The sequence below is a fragment of the Gallaecimonas zhanjiangensis genome, from assembly GCF_057624825.1.
The window spans coordinates 2,927,976-2,945,172 of sequence record NZ_CM172603.1 but is presented as its reverse complement, the minus strand read 5'-3'; the positions used below and the strand labels follow the sequence as shown (position 1 = coordinate 2,945,172).

Annotated in this window: 13 protein-coding genes; 9 read left to right on the top strand and 4 right to left on the bottom strand. The window is 59.1% G+C overall.

The genetic code is table 11. From position 1 onward, the window contains the following. Positions 1-2 precede the first annotated feature (2 nt). Positions 3-947, bottom strand: coding sequence for a cation diffusion facilitator family transporter (locus tag AC22G1_RS13980; RefSeq protein ID WP_487313908.1), 945 nt, complete (start codon positions 945-947; stop codon positions 3-5). A 372-nt stretch (positions 948-1,319) separates the two neighbouring features. Between AC22G1_RS13980 and AC22G1_RS13975 the strand changes: the two genes are divergently transcribed. From AC22G1_RS13975 to AC22G1_RS13955, 5 genes are all read left to right on the top strand, one after another. Further along, positions 1,320-2,693, top strand: coding sequence for a sugar porter family MFS transporter (locus tag AC22G1_RS13975; RefSeq protein WP_487313907.1), 1,374 nt, complete (start codon positions 1,320-1,322; stop codon positions 2,691-2,693). Between the two features lie 168 nt (positions 2,694-2,861). Then, positions 2,862-4,217: a CDP-diacylglycerol--serine O-phosphatidyltransferase gene (pssA, locus tag AC22G1_RS13970; protein WP_487313906.1), complete on the top strand. Its 1,356-nt coding sequence runs from the start codon at positions 2,862-2,864 to the stop codon at positions 4,215-4,217. Between the two features lie 70 nt (positions 4,218-4,287). Then, on the top strand, positions 4,288-5,025 hold the full coding sequence (locus AC22G1_RS13965) for a CDP-diacylglycerol diphosphatase (protein WP_487313905.1): 738 nt from the start codon (positions 4,288-4,290) through the stop codon (positions 5,023-5,025). A 6-nt stretch (positions 5,026-5,031) separates the two neighbouring features. Continuing rightward, complete coding sequence (locus AC22G1_RS13960; protein ID WP_487313904.1) at positions 5,032-5,730, top strand: helix-turn-helix transcriptional regulator; 699 nt, start codon at positions 5,032-5,034, stop codon at positions 5,728-5,730. Positions 5,731-5,793: 63 nt separating this feature from the next. Next, the gene (locus AC22G1_RS13955) at positions 5,794-6,162 is read left to right on the top strand and encodes a VOC family protein (protein ID WP_487313903.1); all 369 of its coding nucleotides are present in this window, start codon (positions 5,794-5,796) and stop codon (positions 6,160-6,162) included. A gap of 37 nt (positions 6,163-6,199) precedes the next feature. On the opposite strand, the gene AC22G1_RS13950 is transcribed toward AC22G1_RS13955, so the two are convergent. Both AC22G1_RS13950 and AC22G1_RS13945 read right to left on the bottom strand, forming a co-directional pair. After that, on the bottom strand, positions 6,200-8,266 hold the full coding sequence (locus tag AC22G1_RS13950; RefSeq protein WP_487313902.1) for a putative bifunctional diguanylate cyclase/phosphodiesterase: 2,067 nt from the start codon (positions 8,264-8,266) through the stop codon (positions 6,200-6,202). A gap of 273 nt (positions 8,267-8,539) precedes the next feature. Further along, positions 8,540-9,394, bottom strand: coding sequence for an aldo/keto reductase family oxidoreductase (locus AC22G1_RS13945; RefSeq protein WP_487313901.1), 855 nt, complete (start codon positions 9,392-9,394; stop codon positions 8,540-8,542). 94 nt (positions 9,395-9,488) lie between these two features. Between AC22G1_RS13945 and AC22G1_RS13940 the strand changes: the two genes are divergently transcribed. Then, on the top strand, positions 9,489-10,397 hold the full coding sequence (locus tag AC22G1_RS13940; protein ID WP_487313900.1) for a LysR family transcriptional regulator: 909 nt from the start codon (positions 9,489-9,491) through the stop codon (positions 10,395-10,397). A gap of 26 nt (positions 10,398-10,423) precedes the next feature. Here the strand turns inward: AC22G1_RS13940 and AC22G1_RS13935 are convergent, their stop codons facing one another. Next, positions 10,424-11,722: a Na+/H+ antiporter NhaC family protein gene (locus AC22G1_RS13935; protein ID WP_487313899.1), complete on the bottom strand. Its 1,299-nt coding sequence runs from the start codon at positions 11,720-11,722 to the stop codon at positions 10,424-10,426. 232 nt (positions 11,723-11,954) lie between these two features. Between AC22G1_RS13935 and AC22G1_RS13930 the strand changes: the two genes are divergently transcribed. Genes AC22G1_RS13930 through dapB form a run of 3 tightly spaced genes read left to right on the top strand, consistent with a single transcriptional unit; the run spans position 11,955 to position 16,953 of the window. Then, the gene (locus AC22G1_RS13930; protein ID WP_487313898.1) at positions 11,955-13,022 is read left to right on the top strand and encodes an efflux RND transporter periplasmic adaptor subunit; all 1,068 of its coding nucleotides are present in this window, start codon (positions 11,955-11,957) and stop codon (positions 13,020-13,022) included. Then, complete coding sequence (locus tag AC22G1_RS13925) at positions 13,019-16,159, top strand: efflux RND transporter permease subunit (RefSeq protein WP_487313897.1); 3,141 nt, start codon at positions 13,019-13,021, stop codon at positions 16,157-16,159. Before AC22G1_RS13930 ends, AC22G1_RS13925 begins: the two co-directional genes overlap by 4 nt. Next, the gene (dapB, locus tag AC22G1_RS13920; RefSeq protein ID WP_487313896.1) at positions 16,156-16,953 is read left to right on the top strand and encodes a 4-hydroxy-tetrahydrodipicolinate reductase; all 798 of its coding nucleotides are present in this window, start codon (positions 16,156-16,158) and stop codon (positions 16,951-16,953) included. Before AC22G1_RS13925 ends, dapB begins: the two co-directional genes overlap by 4 nt. Positions 16,954-17,197: the final 244 nt, after the last annotated feature.

Here is a 17,197-nt window from a genome sequence, read left to right as displayed (position 1 = left end):
TGTTAGCTGTTTTCTGAGTTTTCAACTGTGCCGTTATCCACCCCGTAATAGGATTCGGCTTCCACAAAGACCCGCTTGACGGTGGTAAATTCGTTTTTAATGGCTTTATCCAGGCGGGCAATGCACTGCTCGATTTGCACGGCGCTGCTTTGGCTGTCAAAACGCACACTAATATTAACCAGCACGAAATCAGGGCCCATGTGCATGGTCAGCAGCTCATGAACGGCCTCAACCAGCGGCTCTTTCTCTGCCAGGCGGCGAATGCCGTCTACCACCCTTTTATTGGCACTTTCGCCGATCAGCAGGCCCTTGGTTTCAATGGCCAGCCAAATGGCGGTGCCGGCCAGAATAAGGCCGATAACGATGGAGGCGGCGCCATCAAAGACCGGGTTGCCGGTGACTTGGCTAAGGGCCACCCCGCCTAGGGCGACAAAAAGCCCCAGCAGCGCCGCCGAGTCTTCAAACACCACCATGAACATGGACGGGTCCTTGCCGCGCTGCACCGCTTCCATGTAAGTCCATTTGCCCTTGGTTTTGCGAAACTCGTTCAGGGCAAAGGCCCAGGAGGCTCCCTCAAAGACGATACCAAGCGCCAGCACGACGTAGTTCACCATCGGCGAGGTCATGGGCTCTGGGTGCAGCACATGGCGCACCCCTTCATAGAGAGAGACCCCGGCGCCGATGCTGAAAATCAGCATCGCCACTACAAAGCTCCAAAAATACACCTCCTTACCGTAGCCGAAGGGGAAGTTGGCATCGGCGGGGCGCTGGGCCCGTTTTAGGCCAAGCAGCAGCAGGCCCTGGTTGCCGGTGTCTACCACCGAGTGAATGCCTTCGGACAGCATGGCCGAGGAGCCGGTAATGCCCCCGGCGATAAATTTGGTGACGGCGATAAGCAGGTTGCCGGCCATGGCGGCGTAGATCACGGCCTTGGATTCAGAAGCCACGTTGTAACAGGTCCTTTTCTGGTGCAAAGCGCTAAGTGTGACACGCCAAACGGGGTGGGCAAAGCGTGGCGTCAGGTCGCTGCCATGGGGATTGCTTCGATAAATTCGCACTGTTTTTAGCGCTGCTTTTGGCGGTAAGGCCTGTGGCGTCCTTTTCTCATCCTTTTGTTTTTATTGGGTTAAATGCGCGTTAGCAGCAAGCTGATAACCGATCTAATACTATTGTAGTATTAAATTACTTATTGAGGTTTTGACGCCAAAGCTTTATCTATGTCGGGGTAGGTTTTCCGTAGACGTAAAGGTACTGCCATTACTGGCTCGTTCGCGTAATGGCGTCTGCGCCCTTTATTTTGACAATAGGTACTTGTGGTTATGTTCAGCAGAAAGCGCATCGTAACAATCGCTGCCGCCCTGGCCGGGTTACTCTTTGGCCTGGATATCGGCATCATCGCCGGGGCCTTGCCCTTTATCACCAGCGAGTGGCAAATCAGCTCGCAAGACCAAGAATGGATAGTCAGCACCATGATGTTGGGGGCCGCTTTGGGGTCGGTGTCCAACAGCTGGTTGTCGTCGCGTTTAGGCCGGCGCTCCAGCCTTATCGGCAGTGGTGTGCTGTTTGCCGTTGGCACCCTGGGCTGCGCCTTTGCCACTAACCTGACCACCATGTTGGTGTTTCGGATTATCCAAGGCTTTTCCATCGGTATTGCCTCTTACTCGGCGCCGCTGTACTTGTCGGAAATGTCCCCCAAGGAAGAGCGGGGTAAACGCATTGCCATGTATCAGGTGATGATCAACTCCGGCATCGTGCTGGCCTTTTTGTCCGACACCTATTTCGGTTTGACCGGCAACTGGCGGGCGATGTTTGCGGTGCTGGTTATCCCGGCCGTGCTGCTGATTTGGGCGGTGATGATGATGCCCAAGAGCCCTCGCTGGCTGGCCTCCCGTGGCCGCATGGATGAGGCCAAAACCGTGTTGCATGGCATTCGCGAGTCTGACCACGAAGCCCATAGCGAGTACTCGGATATCGTCGACAGCCTCAAGGTAAAGCAGTCTGGCTTTGAGCTGTTTAAAACCAACCGCCATTTTCGCCGCAGTGTTGGTCTGGGGATGGTGCTGCAATTTATGCAGCAATTTACCGGCATGAACATCCTGATGTACTACGCCCCCACCGTGTTCAAGCTGGCCGGCTTTACCAGCCACCTTGAACAGATGATAAGCACCGTGCTGGTGGGGTTGGCCTTTGTGATCACCACCGCCATCCTGGCGCCGTTCATTGATACCTGGGGCCGTAAGCCGGCACTGAAAATCGGTTTTGCCATTATGGGCGCCGGTATGTTCTGCCTGGGGCTGCTGCTGAAGATGATTGAGGGCGGCAACCACACCCCGGTGCTGGCTTACTTGGCGGTGCTGATGGCGATTATCTGCATCATTGGTTATGCCATGAGCGCCGCGCCCATGGTGTGGATCTTGTGCGCCGAAATTCAGCCGCTTAAAGGCCGTGATTTCGGGATCTCCTGCTCCACCACCACCAACTGGGTATCCAACATGATCCTGGGGGCCACCTTCCTGACCCTGATGGAGAGCATCGGCACCACCAACACCTTCTGGCTTTACGCCTGCCTCAACGCGGTCTTTATCGTGGTGACCATCCTCTTCGTGCCCGAAACCAAAGGGGTGGCTTTGGAGCGTATTGAAGCCAACCTGATGAGCGGGGCCAAGCTCAAGGCCATAGGCTTGCCAAGCTGATGTGAAAGGGGCCTTTGGCCCCTTTTCTTTTGGGGCGCGAAAAGGTGACCGGGGCCGCCTTTTGGGCAGGTGACAAATGGAAGTGGCTGTTTATCCAGTGGTAGTATTGCCGCCCAGTCAGAATTCGATGGCATGGAGGCCATGGATGAACAATAAGAAGCGCCTTTGATGTTGTCCCTGTTTAAGCGCCACAAGCACCTGCAATACCTCGAAAACCTGCCCAGGTTGTCGCAAGACGCTGCCGGCATCACCGTGCTGCACGGCGCCCGCCAGTTTCACCAAACCCTGCTCGAATGCATCGCCAAGGCCGAATGCCGCATCTGCCTGTCGGCCCTCTATCTTGAAAACGACGACGGTGGCCGCAGCGTGCTGGCTGCGCTCTATGCTGCCAAGGCGGCGCGGCCGCAACTGGAGGTGTCGGTACTGGTGGACTGGCACCGGGCTCAGCGCGGGCGCATCGGGGATGCCAAATCGGCCACCAATGCCGATTGGTATTGCCAGGAGGCGATGGCCCATCCTGAGCTTGATATCGCCGTGTACGGGGTGCCGGTTAATACCCGCGAAGCGCTGGGAGTGCTGCATCTTAAAGGCTTTATCATCGACGACACCTTGCTCTACAGCGGTGCCAGCCTCAACGACGTTTACCTGCAGCAGCACCAAAAATACCGCTACGACCGTTACCATCTGCTGCAAAACCCGGCCCTGGCCGATGCCTTTTACAACTGGATAGCCAGCCACCTGATTGGCGGCCAGGCTGTTAATCGCCTGAACCTGGCAGACCGCCCCTCCAGCCAGCAGCTGAAAAACGCCATGCGCCGCTTCAGAAAAGAGCTGCAGGGCAGGGGATATGAATTCACCGACAACAGCCGCCGTGGCGAGCTGGCGGTTACCCCTTTGGTGGGGCTCGGCAAAGGCAACGCCCTTAACAGCACCATCAGCCACCTGCTCAGCGCCACCGAGCAGAGCCTGACCCTGTGCACCCCTTATTTCAACCTGCCGGGGGAGCTGGTTAAGCGCATTATCCGCTTGTTGCGCCAGGGCAAAACCGTGGAGATCATTGTCGGCGACAAGACTGCCAATGACTTTTTTATCTCCCCGGACCAGCCGTTTCGGGTGATTGGCGCCCTGCCTTATCTTTACGAGATAAACCTACGCCGGTTCCTGGCGCGGCTGCAAACCTTTGTGGACAGCGGCCAACTGGTGGTGCGGCTTTGGAAGGACGGTGACAACAGCTATCACCTCAAGGGTATCTGGGTCGATGAGCGCTGGACCATGATCACCGGCAACAACCTCAATCCCCGTGCCTGGCGCCTGGATTTGGAAAACGCCGTGCTGATTGACGACCCCAAGGCCGAGCTTCGCGAGCTGCGCCAGCAAGAGCTGGCCTGTATTCGCCACCATTGCCAGCAAGTGGTGCACTTTACCGACTTGCAGGCCATTGGCGATTACCCGGCCAAGGTCAAAAAACTGATCCGCCGCCTGCGCCGGGTACGCATCGACAGGCTGATTAACCGCATTCTCTGACAAGGCCTAAGCGTCTTGTCATCCGTTGGCGCTATGCTGGCTGCGCTTATCAAAAATAAGGAAAATCCACATGCCTTTTCTTCGTCCCTTGGGAATGCTGCTGGCAGTGCTGATGCTCGGCGGCTGCGCCAATGCTGCGCCGCATAATTCCGATGCCCTGTGGCAACTTATCAGCCAAAAATGCGTGCCGGGTATGGCGCAAAAGGGCGAGCCGGCGCCTTGCCAGTCGGTTGATGTCAAAGCCGGGTTTGTCACCCTAAAAGACCGGCGTGGCGTGCTGCAATACCTGGTGATGCCCACCGCCAAAATCACCGGGATGGAAAGCCCGCTGCTGCTCAAGGCATCGACGCCGCACTTTTTTGCCCTGGCCTGGCAACAGCGCCAGCTCGCCAGCCAGCATTATGGCCACAAGGTGCCAGACAGCGATTTGTCGCTGGCCATCAACTCGGCCTATGGACGCAGCCAAAATCAGCTGCACGTGCATATCTCCTGCCTGCGCCCGGCCCTTCGCCAGCAGCTTGACACCTTGGCCCCTGGCCTTGGCCGCCAATGGCAAAGCCAAAGCTTGATGGGGCATCCTTACCTGCTGCGTACCCTAAGCCCGAACGAGCTGGGCCAGGAGAGCGTCTTTATGCACCTGGCCGAGGAAGTGCCAGGTGCCAAGGGCGAGATGGGGCGCTATGGCATGGCCATGGCCACCTTGCCTGACGGCCAGTTGGTACTGATGGCCACCCGCGCCGGCACTGGTGGCAGCCAGGGCTCGGCCGAAGAAATTCAGGACCACGACTGCGCCATAGTGAAAGGCTGATAAGCCGTGTCTCGCGCCGCCCGGTTGTTGCAACTGATGCAAAACCTTCGCCGCCGCCGTTTTCCGGTCAGTGGCCAGGAACTGGCGGCCGAGCTTGGGGTGAGCCTTCGCACTTTGTACCGAGACATTGCTGCCTTGCAGGCCCAGGGGGCGGATATCGAAGGAGAGGCGGGGTTGGGGTATAGCCTTAAACCCGGTTTTACCCTGCCGCCGATGATGCTAAGTGCCCAGGAGATTGAAGCCCTGGTGCTGGGGGCGCGCTGGGTCAGCCAGCGGGCCGACCCGGAGCTTGCAGGCGCCGCCCGTGACATGCTGGCCAAGGTCTCGGCGGTGCTGCCTCAGAGCCTTCGCCAAGAGCTTGCTGCCACCAACCTGCTGATCGGCCCCGGCCCGGCGCTGCCGGCCACCCAAACCGACCTTGGCATGCTGCGCCAGGCCATCCGCCGCCAGCACAAGCTGCTCATTGATTACCAAGACAAGGACGGCGCCCCCAGCCAGCGGGTGGTATGGCCCTTTGCCATGGGCTTTTTCGACCATTGCCGGATGCTGGTGGCCTGGTGCGAGGCGCGGGGCGCCCATCGCCATTTTCGAGTAGACCGCATCCAGCAGCTCACCGCCCTTGATGAGCGCTACCCAGTATCGCGCCAGCGCCTGCTGCGTCAGTGGCAGCAGGCCGAGGGTATCGACCCGACCGGCGGCTGCTGACACTTTCTGACACTCCCTTTTGCCACTATGGCCGGGTCTTCAACACTGCCAAGGAAAACGCAGATGAAAACCCAAACCATGGTGCTGTTTTACGTTAATGATTGCGCCAAAAGCCAAGCGCTCTACCAGGCGCTGCTGGCCCGCCCGGCGGCGCAGCACTCTACCGACTTTGCGATGTTTGCCCTCGATGGCGGCAGCTTCGTGGCCCTGAAAAGCCGCCAGTCGGTCTTGCCAGAAACCCTGCCGGCTGCCGGCGCCGCCGAACTGGTGTTGTTGGTGGACGACATCAGCGATGTTAACCGCCGCTTTGAGCATTGGCGGGAGCTTGGCCTGCGCATTACCCAGCAGCCCCAGGCCATGCCCTTTGGCTACACCTTTGTGGCCGAAGATATCGACGGCCATCTGCTGCGGGTTTGTTGCCCGGCAAAATAAAAAAGGCGCCTAACGGCGCCTTTTTTATGAGGGCATTTCAGGGGCCGGCCCGGTCTTTGGGGTGCCAGTACCGCGCGTTTTGGCGCAGCAACAGATCCAGCTCCTCCACCGGCATCGGCCTTGCAAAAAGATAGCCCTGGCCTTCGTCGCAGCCCAGTTCGGTCAGTAGCTGCATTTGCTCCTGGGTTTCGATGCCTTCGGCAATGATGGTTTTATCCAGGGAATGGCCCATGTCGATAATGGCTTTGACTATCTGCGCTTCTTTTTTATCGCGCATGGCGTTTTTGACGAAGGATTTATCAATCTTCAGCACCTTGACCGGCAAATCCCGCAGTCTCGACAAGCTGGAATGGCCGGTACCGAAGTCGTCTATGGCCAGGGTGAAGCCGGCTTTATCCAGAGCGCACAGCGCGGCGATGATGCGGCCCATGTCGTTCATGATGTGGGTTTCGGTGATCTCCAACTGCACCGCATCGGGAGCGATACCCTGCTGCTGGCTAAGGGCCAGGATGCGGTCGCAAAGGTCGCGGTGCAAAAGCTGCTTGACCGAAACATTGATGGCCATGCCGATATCGACCCCTCCTCGCTGCCAGCGGCTCAGCTGCTCCAGGGCTTGCACCAGTACCCAGTCGCCCAAATCGAGAATAAGCCCCGAGTCTTCGGCGATAGGGATGAACTCCATGGGGGAGATCATCCCTTCCTCCGGGTGGTGCCAACGCAGCAGCGCTTCGACGCCAATAATGCTGCCGCTGCCCAAATCCACCTTGGGCTGGTAGAAGAGGCGCAGCTGCGACGGGTCAGCCAGCGCCTGGCGCAGCTCCTGCTCGAGCTTGATGCGGCGGGTCATGTAGGTGGTCATGGCCGGCTGGAAGAAGCGGAAGCAATTTCCCCCCTCGTCTTTGGCAATGCGCATGGCCTGGTTGGCATGCATCAGCAGCTCGCGGGCGTCATGGCCGTCATCCGGGTAGAAGGCCAGGCCCACCGAGGCAGTCACCTGAATGGCAAAATGCTCGGTTTGCACCGGGTTGGCGATGGACTGAGACAGCTGGCGCAAAAAGCGCATCAGCTCCATGTTGTTTTTGCGCTGCTCAAGGGTAATGGCAAATTCTTCACCGGTGATGCGGCCGATAAAGCCCCCGGAGCCGTTGGCCAGCTTTTGCAGGCGGTTGGCGATGGAGAACAACAGCTCGTCACCTTTGTCGTGGCCCAGGCTGTTGTTCATGTCTTCAAAGCGGTCAACCCCCACTGAAATTACTACAAAGTTGCCTTTGCCCTGCTCGGCAAGTTCGATACAGGTTTGAATTCGCTCCAGCATCGACAAACGGTTGAGAAGGCCGGTGAGGGAATCGGTAAAGGTTTGAAAGCGCACCCGCTCGGTTATCTCGCTGTCCATTTCCTTTAACAGCTTGAGGTATTGCTGTTCGCGCCGGTACAGGCTCAGCAGCAACGGCCGGAAGATGAAAAAGGCCTCGATGATCAAGGTGGTGATCATGCCGAGCAGGGAGATCTTGTTGTAATTCTGAAGCTTGCGTATCGCTGTTTCGCTTTCTTTTTGGTACTGGAATAGCAGGGTGTCCAGGGAGCCGACAATATCGTAATAGGCGGTGGCCTTTATTTGCTCGAAGGCATTGGTGCGCTCATCAAGGCTAAGGGCCGGGTCGGCAATGCGCCGGGCTTGGGTCAGAAACTGCTTGATACGTTGGTCCAGATTGACCGGCGAAGCAGTAAAAATTTGCACGATATCGGCGGAGCTGGGCTTGGGAATATGCAGTTCCTCTGAGCCATTAAGGAGCGCCAGGTGCACCTTTTCCAGGGTGTTGATGGCATCGAGGTAATCGTCACGCAAAATCTCGGCAGCGTAATTCTGGCGGCTGGTCAGCAGCTCGCTGGCAAAGAGGGTAATGCGCTGGGACAGCATCCGCTGACGGCCAGCCAGGTTGACGACTCGGGCGGTGGCTTCTTGTTTATTAACAATGCTTTGCACCAAAAAATGAGAGGTAAGGGACAAGACAGCAATAAAAGCCAGCGCCAACACATAGACAAGGGTGCTGCGCCGCCAGTGCTGGCGCTGTTGTTGGGGGTTGGTATAGGCAGCCTTGTGCATGTGGGTTGAGACTCCTTGGCGCGGGATACATAAAGCACCTGCTACAGGCCACTGCGAACATCGGCAGAATGGGGTGGCAATTTTTGAATGTGCCGATATCCAGCTTAGTCGCTGTCTGGCGAGGCTGCGGCCTCGCCAAACAGCGAGTTGATCCCTATCAAGTTTAGGTGGGGCGCTACAGAGGTAAAGCAGTTGAAAAAGACAGGTTGGCAAAGATGCCAAGGCCGGGCGGCCTTGGCGCAAATAAAAAGCCCCTCAACAGAGGGGCCTCTTTTAGGCGCCTATCTCGTGCAATCGTGCCATTGCTTCGGTTGGCAGCACCAAGTGGGCCGCGGCTAGGTTCTCGGCGAGGTGGCCAACCGATGAAGTGCCGGGAATGGCGAGAATATTGGGCGAGCGCTTTAGTAACCAGGCCAGGGCTACCTGCATCGGTGTGGCGCCAAGGCTGCTGGCAACGTCATTTAACGTAGATGATTGCAATGGCGAGAAGCCGCCCAAAGGAAAGTAGGGCACGTAAGCAATGTTGTCGCAGGCCAGGGCATCGATAAGGGCGTCATCGCGGCGATGAGCCAGGTTGTAGTGGTTTTGCACGCAAACAATAGGCGCTATACGGCGCATCTCCGCCACTTGCCTGGGGGTGACGTTGCTAAGCCCCAAGTGCTTGATAAGCCCCTGTTCCTTGAGTTCTGCCAGCACCGAGAACGGCGCTTCAAGGTCGCCTTCAGCCGGGCCGTGGGTGTCAAACATCGCCCGTAGGTTCACCACATCAAGTTGCTCCAACCCCAAGTGGCGCAAGTTGTCGTGTACCGCATCAATCAGCTCTTGGCGGCTGAAGGCTGGCAGCCAAGCGCCTTTGTCGTCGCGGCGAGCACCAACCTTGGTGACGATGCAAAGCCTCTCTGGGTAGGGATGCAAGGCCGCTTTGATGAGCTTATTGGTGTGGTGGGGGCCATAAAAGTCAGAAGTGTCGATATGGTTGACGCTGGCTTCCAGAGCTTGGCGCAAAACGGCTGTGGCCTGGGCCCAGTCTTTGGGTGGGCCGAACACGCCGGGGCCTGCCAATTGCATAGCGCCATAGCCCAGCCGGTGAACCGGTTTGTCGCCCAGTGTGAAGGTATCAGTGTGCATGAGTTACTCCTTTTGCCGAGCTTTGTAGCCTAGGCGCCTGCTGCATGTGCAACAATACGAATAAATGACTATGGGCTGTGCGGGATATCGGACAATGAATGTGGGGCTTGGCGATCTCAATGCTTTTGTGGCGGTGGCAAGAGCCGGCGGTTTTCGCCAAGCGGCCAGGGTTGGCAGTGCCAGTGCTTCGCAATTGAGCGATGCGCTTCGCCGCCTTGAAGCTGCCCTTGGGGTGAGGTTGTTGCACCGTACCACCCGCAGCGTCGTGCCGACTGAGGCTGGCCAGACGCTGCTGGCTAAATTGGCTCCCGCCATGAACGAAGTCGAAGCGGCCCTAGACGCGGTTAATCTGTTTCGCGAAAAACCAGCCGGCACTTTGCGGCTTAATGTGCCGGTCAGTGCGGTGCGCTTGGTATTGCCGTCCATCGTGCCGGCCTTTTTAGCCGCTTACCCGGATATCAAGCTAGAAGTGATGGCGGACAGTAACGTAACGGATATCGTTCAAGCCGGTTGCGACGCCGGCATTCGGTACGACGAGAAGCTCCAGCAAGACATGATTGCCCTGCCCATCGGTCCGAGGCGCCAACGCTTTGCCATTGCTGCGGCGCCTGCGTTGTTGGCAAAGCTGGGAGAGCCTGCCCACCCTTCTGCATTACTGGGTTACCCCTGTATTACCGGCCGTTTTGGCCAGGGTGCCCCCGAGCCTTGGGAGTTTGAAAAAGACGGTGAGGCGCTCAAAGTGGAAGTGACTGGCCCTTTGACGGTGAACATTGGCGCTGCCATGGATTTGGCGGTGGACGCCGCAGTTGCTGGTAGCGGCGTTATCCAACTGTTCGAGCAGTGGCTGGCCCCTTACCTGGCCGATGGCCGGTTGGTGCCGGTGCTGGAGCCCTGGTGGCAATGGTTCAGCGGCCCTTATCTTTATTATCCGGGACGGCGCCTCGTGCCAGCGCCGCTCAGGGCCTTTATCGACTTTGTCAAAACCCAAGCGCCGCAGGTATAAAAAGCCCCTCGACTGAGGGGCTTTTTTCAGTGCTTGACCAGCAGCCGCCGGGCAGCGGGCACCAGCACCGTGGCAAGGGTAATGGCGGCCAGCACCAGCACGTAGCCGGAGTGGCTGACCACCGCCAGGGGCGAGAGGGTAAAGCTTGAGCCCAGCAGCAAGGCTTGGGCGCCCCAGGGCACCAGGCCCTGGTTGACGCAGGCAAAGATGTCTAAAAGGCTTGCGCTTCGCACCGGGCTGATGGCGTTTTGCTGGGCGATGTCCTTGGCCAGTTGGCCGTTGACGATAATGGACACGGTGTTGTTGGCGGTGCAGAAGTTGGTGGTAAACACCAGGCCGGCAATGGCCAGCTCACCGTTTTTACCGGTGCTGCCGTGGCCCAGTTTGGCGGCAAGCCAGGCAAGGCCCCCTTGCTTTTCCATCAGGTAGGCAAGGCCCCCCATCAGCAGGGACAGCATGAAAATCTCCTGCATGCCGGTAAAGCCGGCGTAGATGTCTTTGACGTACTTGGCGAGGCTGTAGTCGCCACTCAGGCCCACCAAACCGGCCAGTACGATACCCAAAATGAGCACCACAAAGACGTTAAGGCCGGCCACCGCCAGCACCAGGATGGTGACATAGGGCAGTATCGGCAGCAGTTGGAAGTCTTTGGCGTCAATAACATGGCTGCCGCTGCTGGCAAAACCCAGCCACAACAGGGTCAGGATGGCGGCAGGCAGGGCCAGGCGGAAGTTGGCGCGAAACTTGTCTTTCATGTCGCAGCCCTGGGTACGGGTGGCGGCGATGGTGGTGTCGGAGATGATGGAGAGGTTGTCGCCGAACATGGCGCCTGAGAGCAGCGCCCCGGCGGTCAGCGCCAGCGGCAAGTCCCCTTGCTGGGCCAGGCCCAGGGCCACCGGCGCCAGGGCGGCGATGGTGCCCATGGAGGTGCCCATGGCGGTGGCGATAAAGGCGGCAATGACAAAAAGCCCCGGCAACAGCAAGGAAGCCGGCACCAGGCTCAGGCCCAGGGCCACGGTGGCATCGACACCGCCGGTAGCCTTGGCCACGGCGCCAAAGGCACCGGACAACAGATAGATGATGCACATGGCCATGATGTTGGAATGGCCACAGCCTGCCAGGAACTGCTCGACGGTTTTATTGATGCTGTCGCGGGAGATAAGCACCGCTACAATCAGCGCCGGCAACACCGCCACCGGAGCCGGCAGCTGGTAAAAAGCGTAATCAACGCCGGTCAGGCTCAGGTACGTACCCACACCCAAAAACAGGGCCAAAAACACCAGGAGCGGCAGCAGGGGCAGGGGAGAGGCGTGGGGCTTGGACATCAAATTCCTCAAGGGTACCGATTAAAAAAGGAGCCCACTGGGCGTAAAGGCGCGCAAATTTACGTCAGCAGGCTATCAGTGTCAACGTCTGGACGTCCAGATGGAAATCCCTGTTGCTACCCGGTTACACCTCTTATCGCGGCCTGCTATCGGCATATCTGATCCCGTAACAAGGTATTCACTATTGGTGCGACTATTACAAATAGTGAAAAAAGAACGGAAGTACAGCGAAATGAAAAAAGCAGCGGTAGTGGGGGCCGTGATCCTGGCAGGAGCCGCAGCGGGGCTCTGGTGGCACCAGGGCAAGGCGCCGGTGGCCAACACCGGCCCTCAGGCAACGGTAGTAAGGGTGGTGACCAGCCCGGTCAAGCTGCAACTGCTGTCTGACGAAATCGAGGCCCTGGGCACCACCAAGGCCTTTGAGTCCATTACCGTGACTGCCACCGTCAGCGACAAGATTGAAAAGGTGCACTTTCGTGATAACCAGCAGGTCAAAGCCGGGCAATTGCTGGTGACCCTGACCCACCAGGAAGAACAGGCTGCTCTGGATGCGGCCAACGAAGATTTAAAAGAACAAGACCGCGAATACCGCCGCATTACCGATTTGGTGCGCACCAAAACCATTGCCGCCTCCGAGCTTGACCGCCTGCAAAGCGCCGTGGAGATAGCCAAGGCCAAAGTGGCTCAGGCCCAGGCTCAACTGGACGACCGCTTCGTGCGCGCCCCCTTTGACGGGGTGCTGGGTTTTCGGGAAGTCAGTACTGGCGCCCTGATCAGCCCCGGCACCGCCATTACTACCCTCGATGATGTCAGCCCCATCAAGCTCGACTTCACGGTGCCGGAGCGGTTCTTGCCCATCTTAAAACCCGGCAAAGACATTTATGCCACCGCTGAAGCGGTGCCCTCCGAGCGCTTCCAGGGCAAGGTGTCCAGCGTCGATACCCGTATCGACCCGGTGTCGCGCAGCGCCGCAGTCCGGGCGGAACTGGACAACAAAGACGGCCTGCTGCGCCCCGGCATGTTGCTGCGCATTCGCCTGGTTAAAGAGGCCCGTGAGGCGCTGGCGGTGCCGGCTGCCGCCGTTTTTCAAATCAAATCCCAGCATTACGTCTTTGTGGTGGATGAAGACAACATCGTTGAGCAGCGGCCGGTGACCATCGGCTTGCGCCAGCCCGGTATTGTCGAGGTCACCCAAGGCCTTAAGGAAAAGGAGCAGGTGATCATCCGCGGCCTTTTGAAGGTGCGCGAAGGGGCCAAGGTGGAAGTGCGTAAGGAAGACTTCCCGGAGGCCAAGGCATGATGCTCACCGATATGTCGGTGCGCCGCCCCGTGGTGGCGTCGGTGCTGTCGCTGCTATTGGTTATCTTCGGCATCGTCGCCTTTGGCAAACTGCCGCTGCGCGAATACCCCAGCATCGACCCGCCGCTGGTGAACATTCAAACCAGCTACCGGGGCGCCTCGGCGGCGGTGGTGGAGTCGCGCATCACCCAAATTCTTGAAGACCGGGTCTCGGGCATCGAGGGCATTCGCAACATCACCTCCAGCAGCCAAGACGGCAGCTCCAATATCACCATCGAGTTCGATATCAGCCGCGACATCGATGCCGCCACCAACGACGTGCGTGACAAGATCTCCGGCGCGCTCAATAACCTGCCGGAAGAAGCCGACCCGCCGGAGGTGTCCAAGGCCGGCTCCGACGACGAAACCGTGATGTGGCTGAACCTCTCGTCAGACCGGATGACGGTGCGCGAGCTCTCCGACTACGCCGACCGCTACCTGGTCGACAAATTCTCGGTACTCAACGGCGTGGCGCGGGTACGCATCGGCGGCGAGCAGCGCACCGCCATGCGTATTTGGCTGGACCGCCAAGCCCTGGCCGCCCGTAATCTTACTGTGACCGACGTAGAAAGCGCCCTTCGCAGCCAGAACGTGGAGTTACCGGCAGGGGATCTGGAAGCCCAGGACCGCCAGTTCACGGTGCGCCTGCAGCGCCAATACGAGAAACAGGAAGACTTTGCCAACTTGGTGATAGGGCGCGGCTCTGATGGCTACCTGGTCAAACTCTCGGACGTGGCCCGGGTGGAAGAAAGCACCGACGAAACCCGCAAGCTGTTTCGCGGCAACGGCGAGAACATGGTGGGCCTGGGGATAGGTAAAACCTCCACCGCCAACACCCTGGAAGTGGCCCGCGACGCCCACAAACTGGTGGCGAGCCTCAACAAAACCCTGCCGGTGGGGATGCAGCTTGCCATCAGCTACGACTCCTCGGTCTTTATCGAGCGCTCGGTGCAAGAGGTGTACGAGACCCTCTTTATCGCTATGGTGCTGGTGGTGGTGGTGATTTACATCTTCCTAGGATCGGTGCGGGCCATGCTCATACCGGCCCTGGCGCTGCCGGTATCCTTGATGGGGGCGGTGATCATCCTTTATGCCCTTGGCTACACCATCAACCTGCTGACCTTGCTGGCGCTGATTTTGGCCATCGGCATGGTGGTGGACGACGCCATCGTCATGCTGGAGAACATTCACCGGCGCATTGAAGAGGGCGAGTCGCCCCTGGTGGCGGCGTTTTTGGGCTCGCGCCAGGTGTCTTTTGCGGTCATTGCCACTACGGCGGTGCTGGTGTCGGTGTTTTTGCCCATCACCTTTTTGGAAGGGGACCTTGGCAAACTCTTTACCGAGTTTGCCGTGGCCATGGCTTCGGCGGTGGTGTTCTCGGCCATCGTGGCGCTGACCCTGTCACCGATGATGTGCTCTAAGCTGCTCACCCGCCATGACGGTCACTCCGGGCTTTCAGGCTTTATGGAGCGGCGCCTTGACAGCCTTGGCCGTGGTTACCGGCGCGCCCTTGAGCACCTTATTCGCCACCCCATCTGGGTATTGGGCTTTGTTATCGCCAGCATGGGGGCGGTGGCCTGGTTTGTTGAGCATGTGCCCAGCGAATTTACCCCCAGCGAAGACCGTGGCTCGCTGTTTGTGCTGATCAACGGCCCCGAAGGCGCCTCCTACTCCTACATGGAAAAGTACATGGACGAGATAGAGCGCCGCCTGCTGCCCATGGCTGGCCCCGATGGAGACGTTAACCGCATGATAAGCCGCGCCCCTCGCGGCTGGGGCGGGGTGCGGGCCTACAACACCGGGCAGATCGTGGTGTCGCTGAAAGATTGGTCCGAGCGCCGGCCCATCAGCGAAGTGACCGCCGATATTCGCGCTCGTATAAGCGATATCTCCGGGGTGCGGGCCTTTACCATAGTGCGCAGCGCCTTTGGCCGCGGCACCGCCAAGCCGGTGCAGTTTGTTATTGGCGGCCCCGATTATGACAGCCTGCGGGCCTGGCGCGACATCATCGAAGAAGAAGCGGCCAAAAACCCCGGTTTGGTGGGCATAGACGACGACTACAAAGAAACCAAACCCCAGCTCAAGATAACGGTTGATACCAGCCGCGCCGCCGACCTTGGCATCACCATGAGCACCATTGGCGGCACCTTGGAAACCATGCTCGGCTCCAAGGTGGTGACCACCTTTGTGCGCGGCGGCGAGGAATACGACGTGATTTTGGAAGGGGAGCGCGACAAGCAGCGCTCGCCCCAGGCCATTGGCGGCATCTATGTGCGCTCGGATAAGAGCGGCGAGCTGGTGCCGCTCTCCTCGGTGGTGAAAATCGAGGAAATTGCCGACGCCTCGGCCCTTAATCGTTACAACCGGATGCGGGCCATCACCGTGGAAGCCAACCTGGCGGACGGCTACAGCCTGGGCCAGGCCCTGGATTTCATGGACAACCTGGCCGCCCGGGTGCTGCCGGCCGAGGCCTCCATCAGTTACAAGGGGCCGTCGCTGGATTACAAAAACTCCGGCAGCTCGGTGTACTTCATCTTCGCCCTGGCCCTGGGGGTGGTGTTCTTGGTGCTGGCGGCCCAGTTCGAGAGCTACATACACCCGGTGGTTATCATGCTGGCGGTGCCGCTGGCCATGCTGGGCGCCTTGGTGGGGCTTTATCTCACTGGGCAAACCATCAACATTTACAGCCAGATAGGCATCATCATGCTGATTGGCCTGGCGGCCAAAAACGGCATTTTGATTGTCGAGTTTGCCAACCAGCTGCGCGACGAGGGCCAGCGCTTTGACGAGGCGCTCTTAAACGCCTGTGCCCAGCGGCTGCGGCCCATTTTGATGACCGGCATCACCACCGCCGCCGGCGCCGTGCCTTTGGTGCTGGCCAGCGGCGCCGGCGCCGAGACTCGCTACGTGATTGGGGTCGTGGTGCTGTTTGGCATCATCATCTCCACCTTCTTTACCCTGCTGGTGACCCCGGTGATGTACGCCTGGATGGCGCGGCGCACCCGCTCCCCCGAGCATGTGGCCCGTCAGCTCAATGAAGCGCTGAAACAGGAAGGAAAAGCGGTTAGAGTGTTGCCCTCGCTGGAGGAAGACCTATGACCATGACACGCATTGCCATTCTGGGCGCCAACGGCCGTATGGGCCGCGCCCTTATTCGCGCCCTGGCCGCCGACCCCAAAGCCGAGCTGGCCAGCGCCCAGGTGCGCCCCGGCAACAGCCTTATCGGGGTGGATGCCGGGAGCCTCGCCGGTATCGACGCCCTGGGCGTGAACCTGGGCACAGACATCCGCGGTGATGTGGTTATCGATTTTACTTCCCCAGAAAACACCGCCCTGGTGGCCGCTGATTGCGCCAAGCAGGGCCGAGCGCTGATCGTCGGCACCACCGGCCTTGATGGGGCGCAAAAAGCGGCGCTGGCCGATGCTGCTAAAAAGGTGCCGGTGGTGTTTGCCCCCAACATGAGCGTGGGGGTGAACCTGCTGCTGGGGCTGGTGGAGCTGGCCAGCAAGGTGCTGGGGGACACGGTGGATATCGAGGTACTGGAAGCCCACCACCGCCACAAGAAAGACGCCCCCTCCGGTACCGCCCTGGCCCTTGGGGAAGCGGCGGCCAAGGCCCTGGGCCGTGACCTTAAAGATTGCGCCGTCTATGGTCGTGAAGGCATTACCGGCGAGCGCGACCGCCAGACCATCGGTTTTGCCACGGTGCGGGCCGGCGACATTATCGGCGAGCACACCGTGCTTTTTGCCGGTGACGGCGAGCGTATCGAGCTGACCCACAAGGCCCACAACCGCGACACCTTTGCCACCGGCGCCCTGCGCGCCGCCCATTGGGTGGCCGGTAAAGGCCCTGGCCTTTACGACATGAAAGACGTGCTGGGCCTTAACGGCTAAGCCGCTTTTGTTAACAAAAACCGCAGCCTTGGCTGCGGTTTTTTTATGGGCGCGCCTTGACGCATGCGGCAATGGCCGAGGGTGACCCAGGTCAGGTTTTTTCGAACAACAGGTTAAAAGAATATGACCAATTGCTTCTGAATACGTATGCATAGCGTTGTCGGGGGTTCTGGCTATTGCGTAGCATTCAGGTCGGGTAGCGGCTGCCTGTTGACGTAAAGGTAAATCCAATAAATCAGCCGCC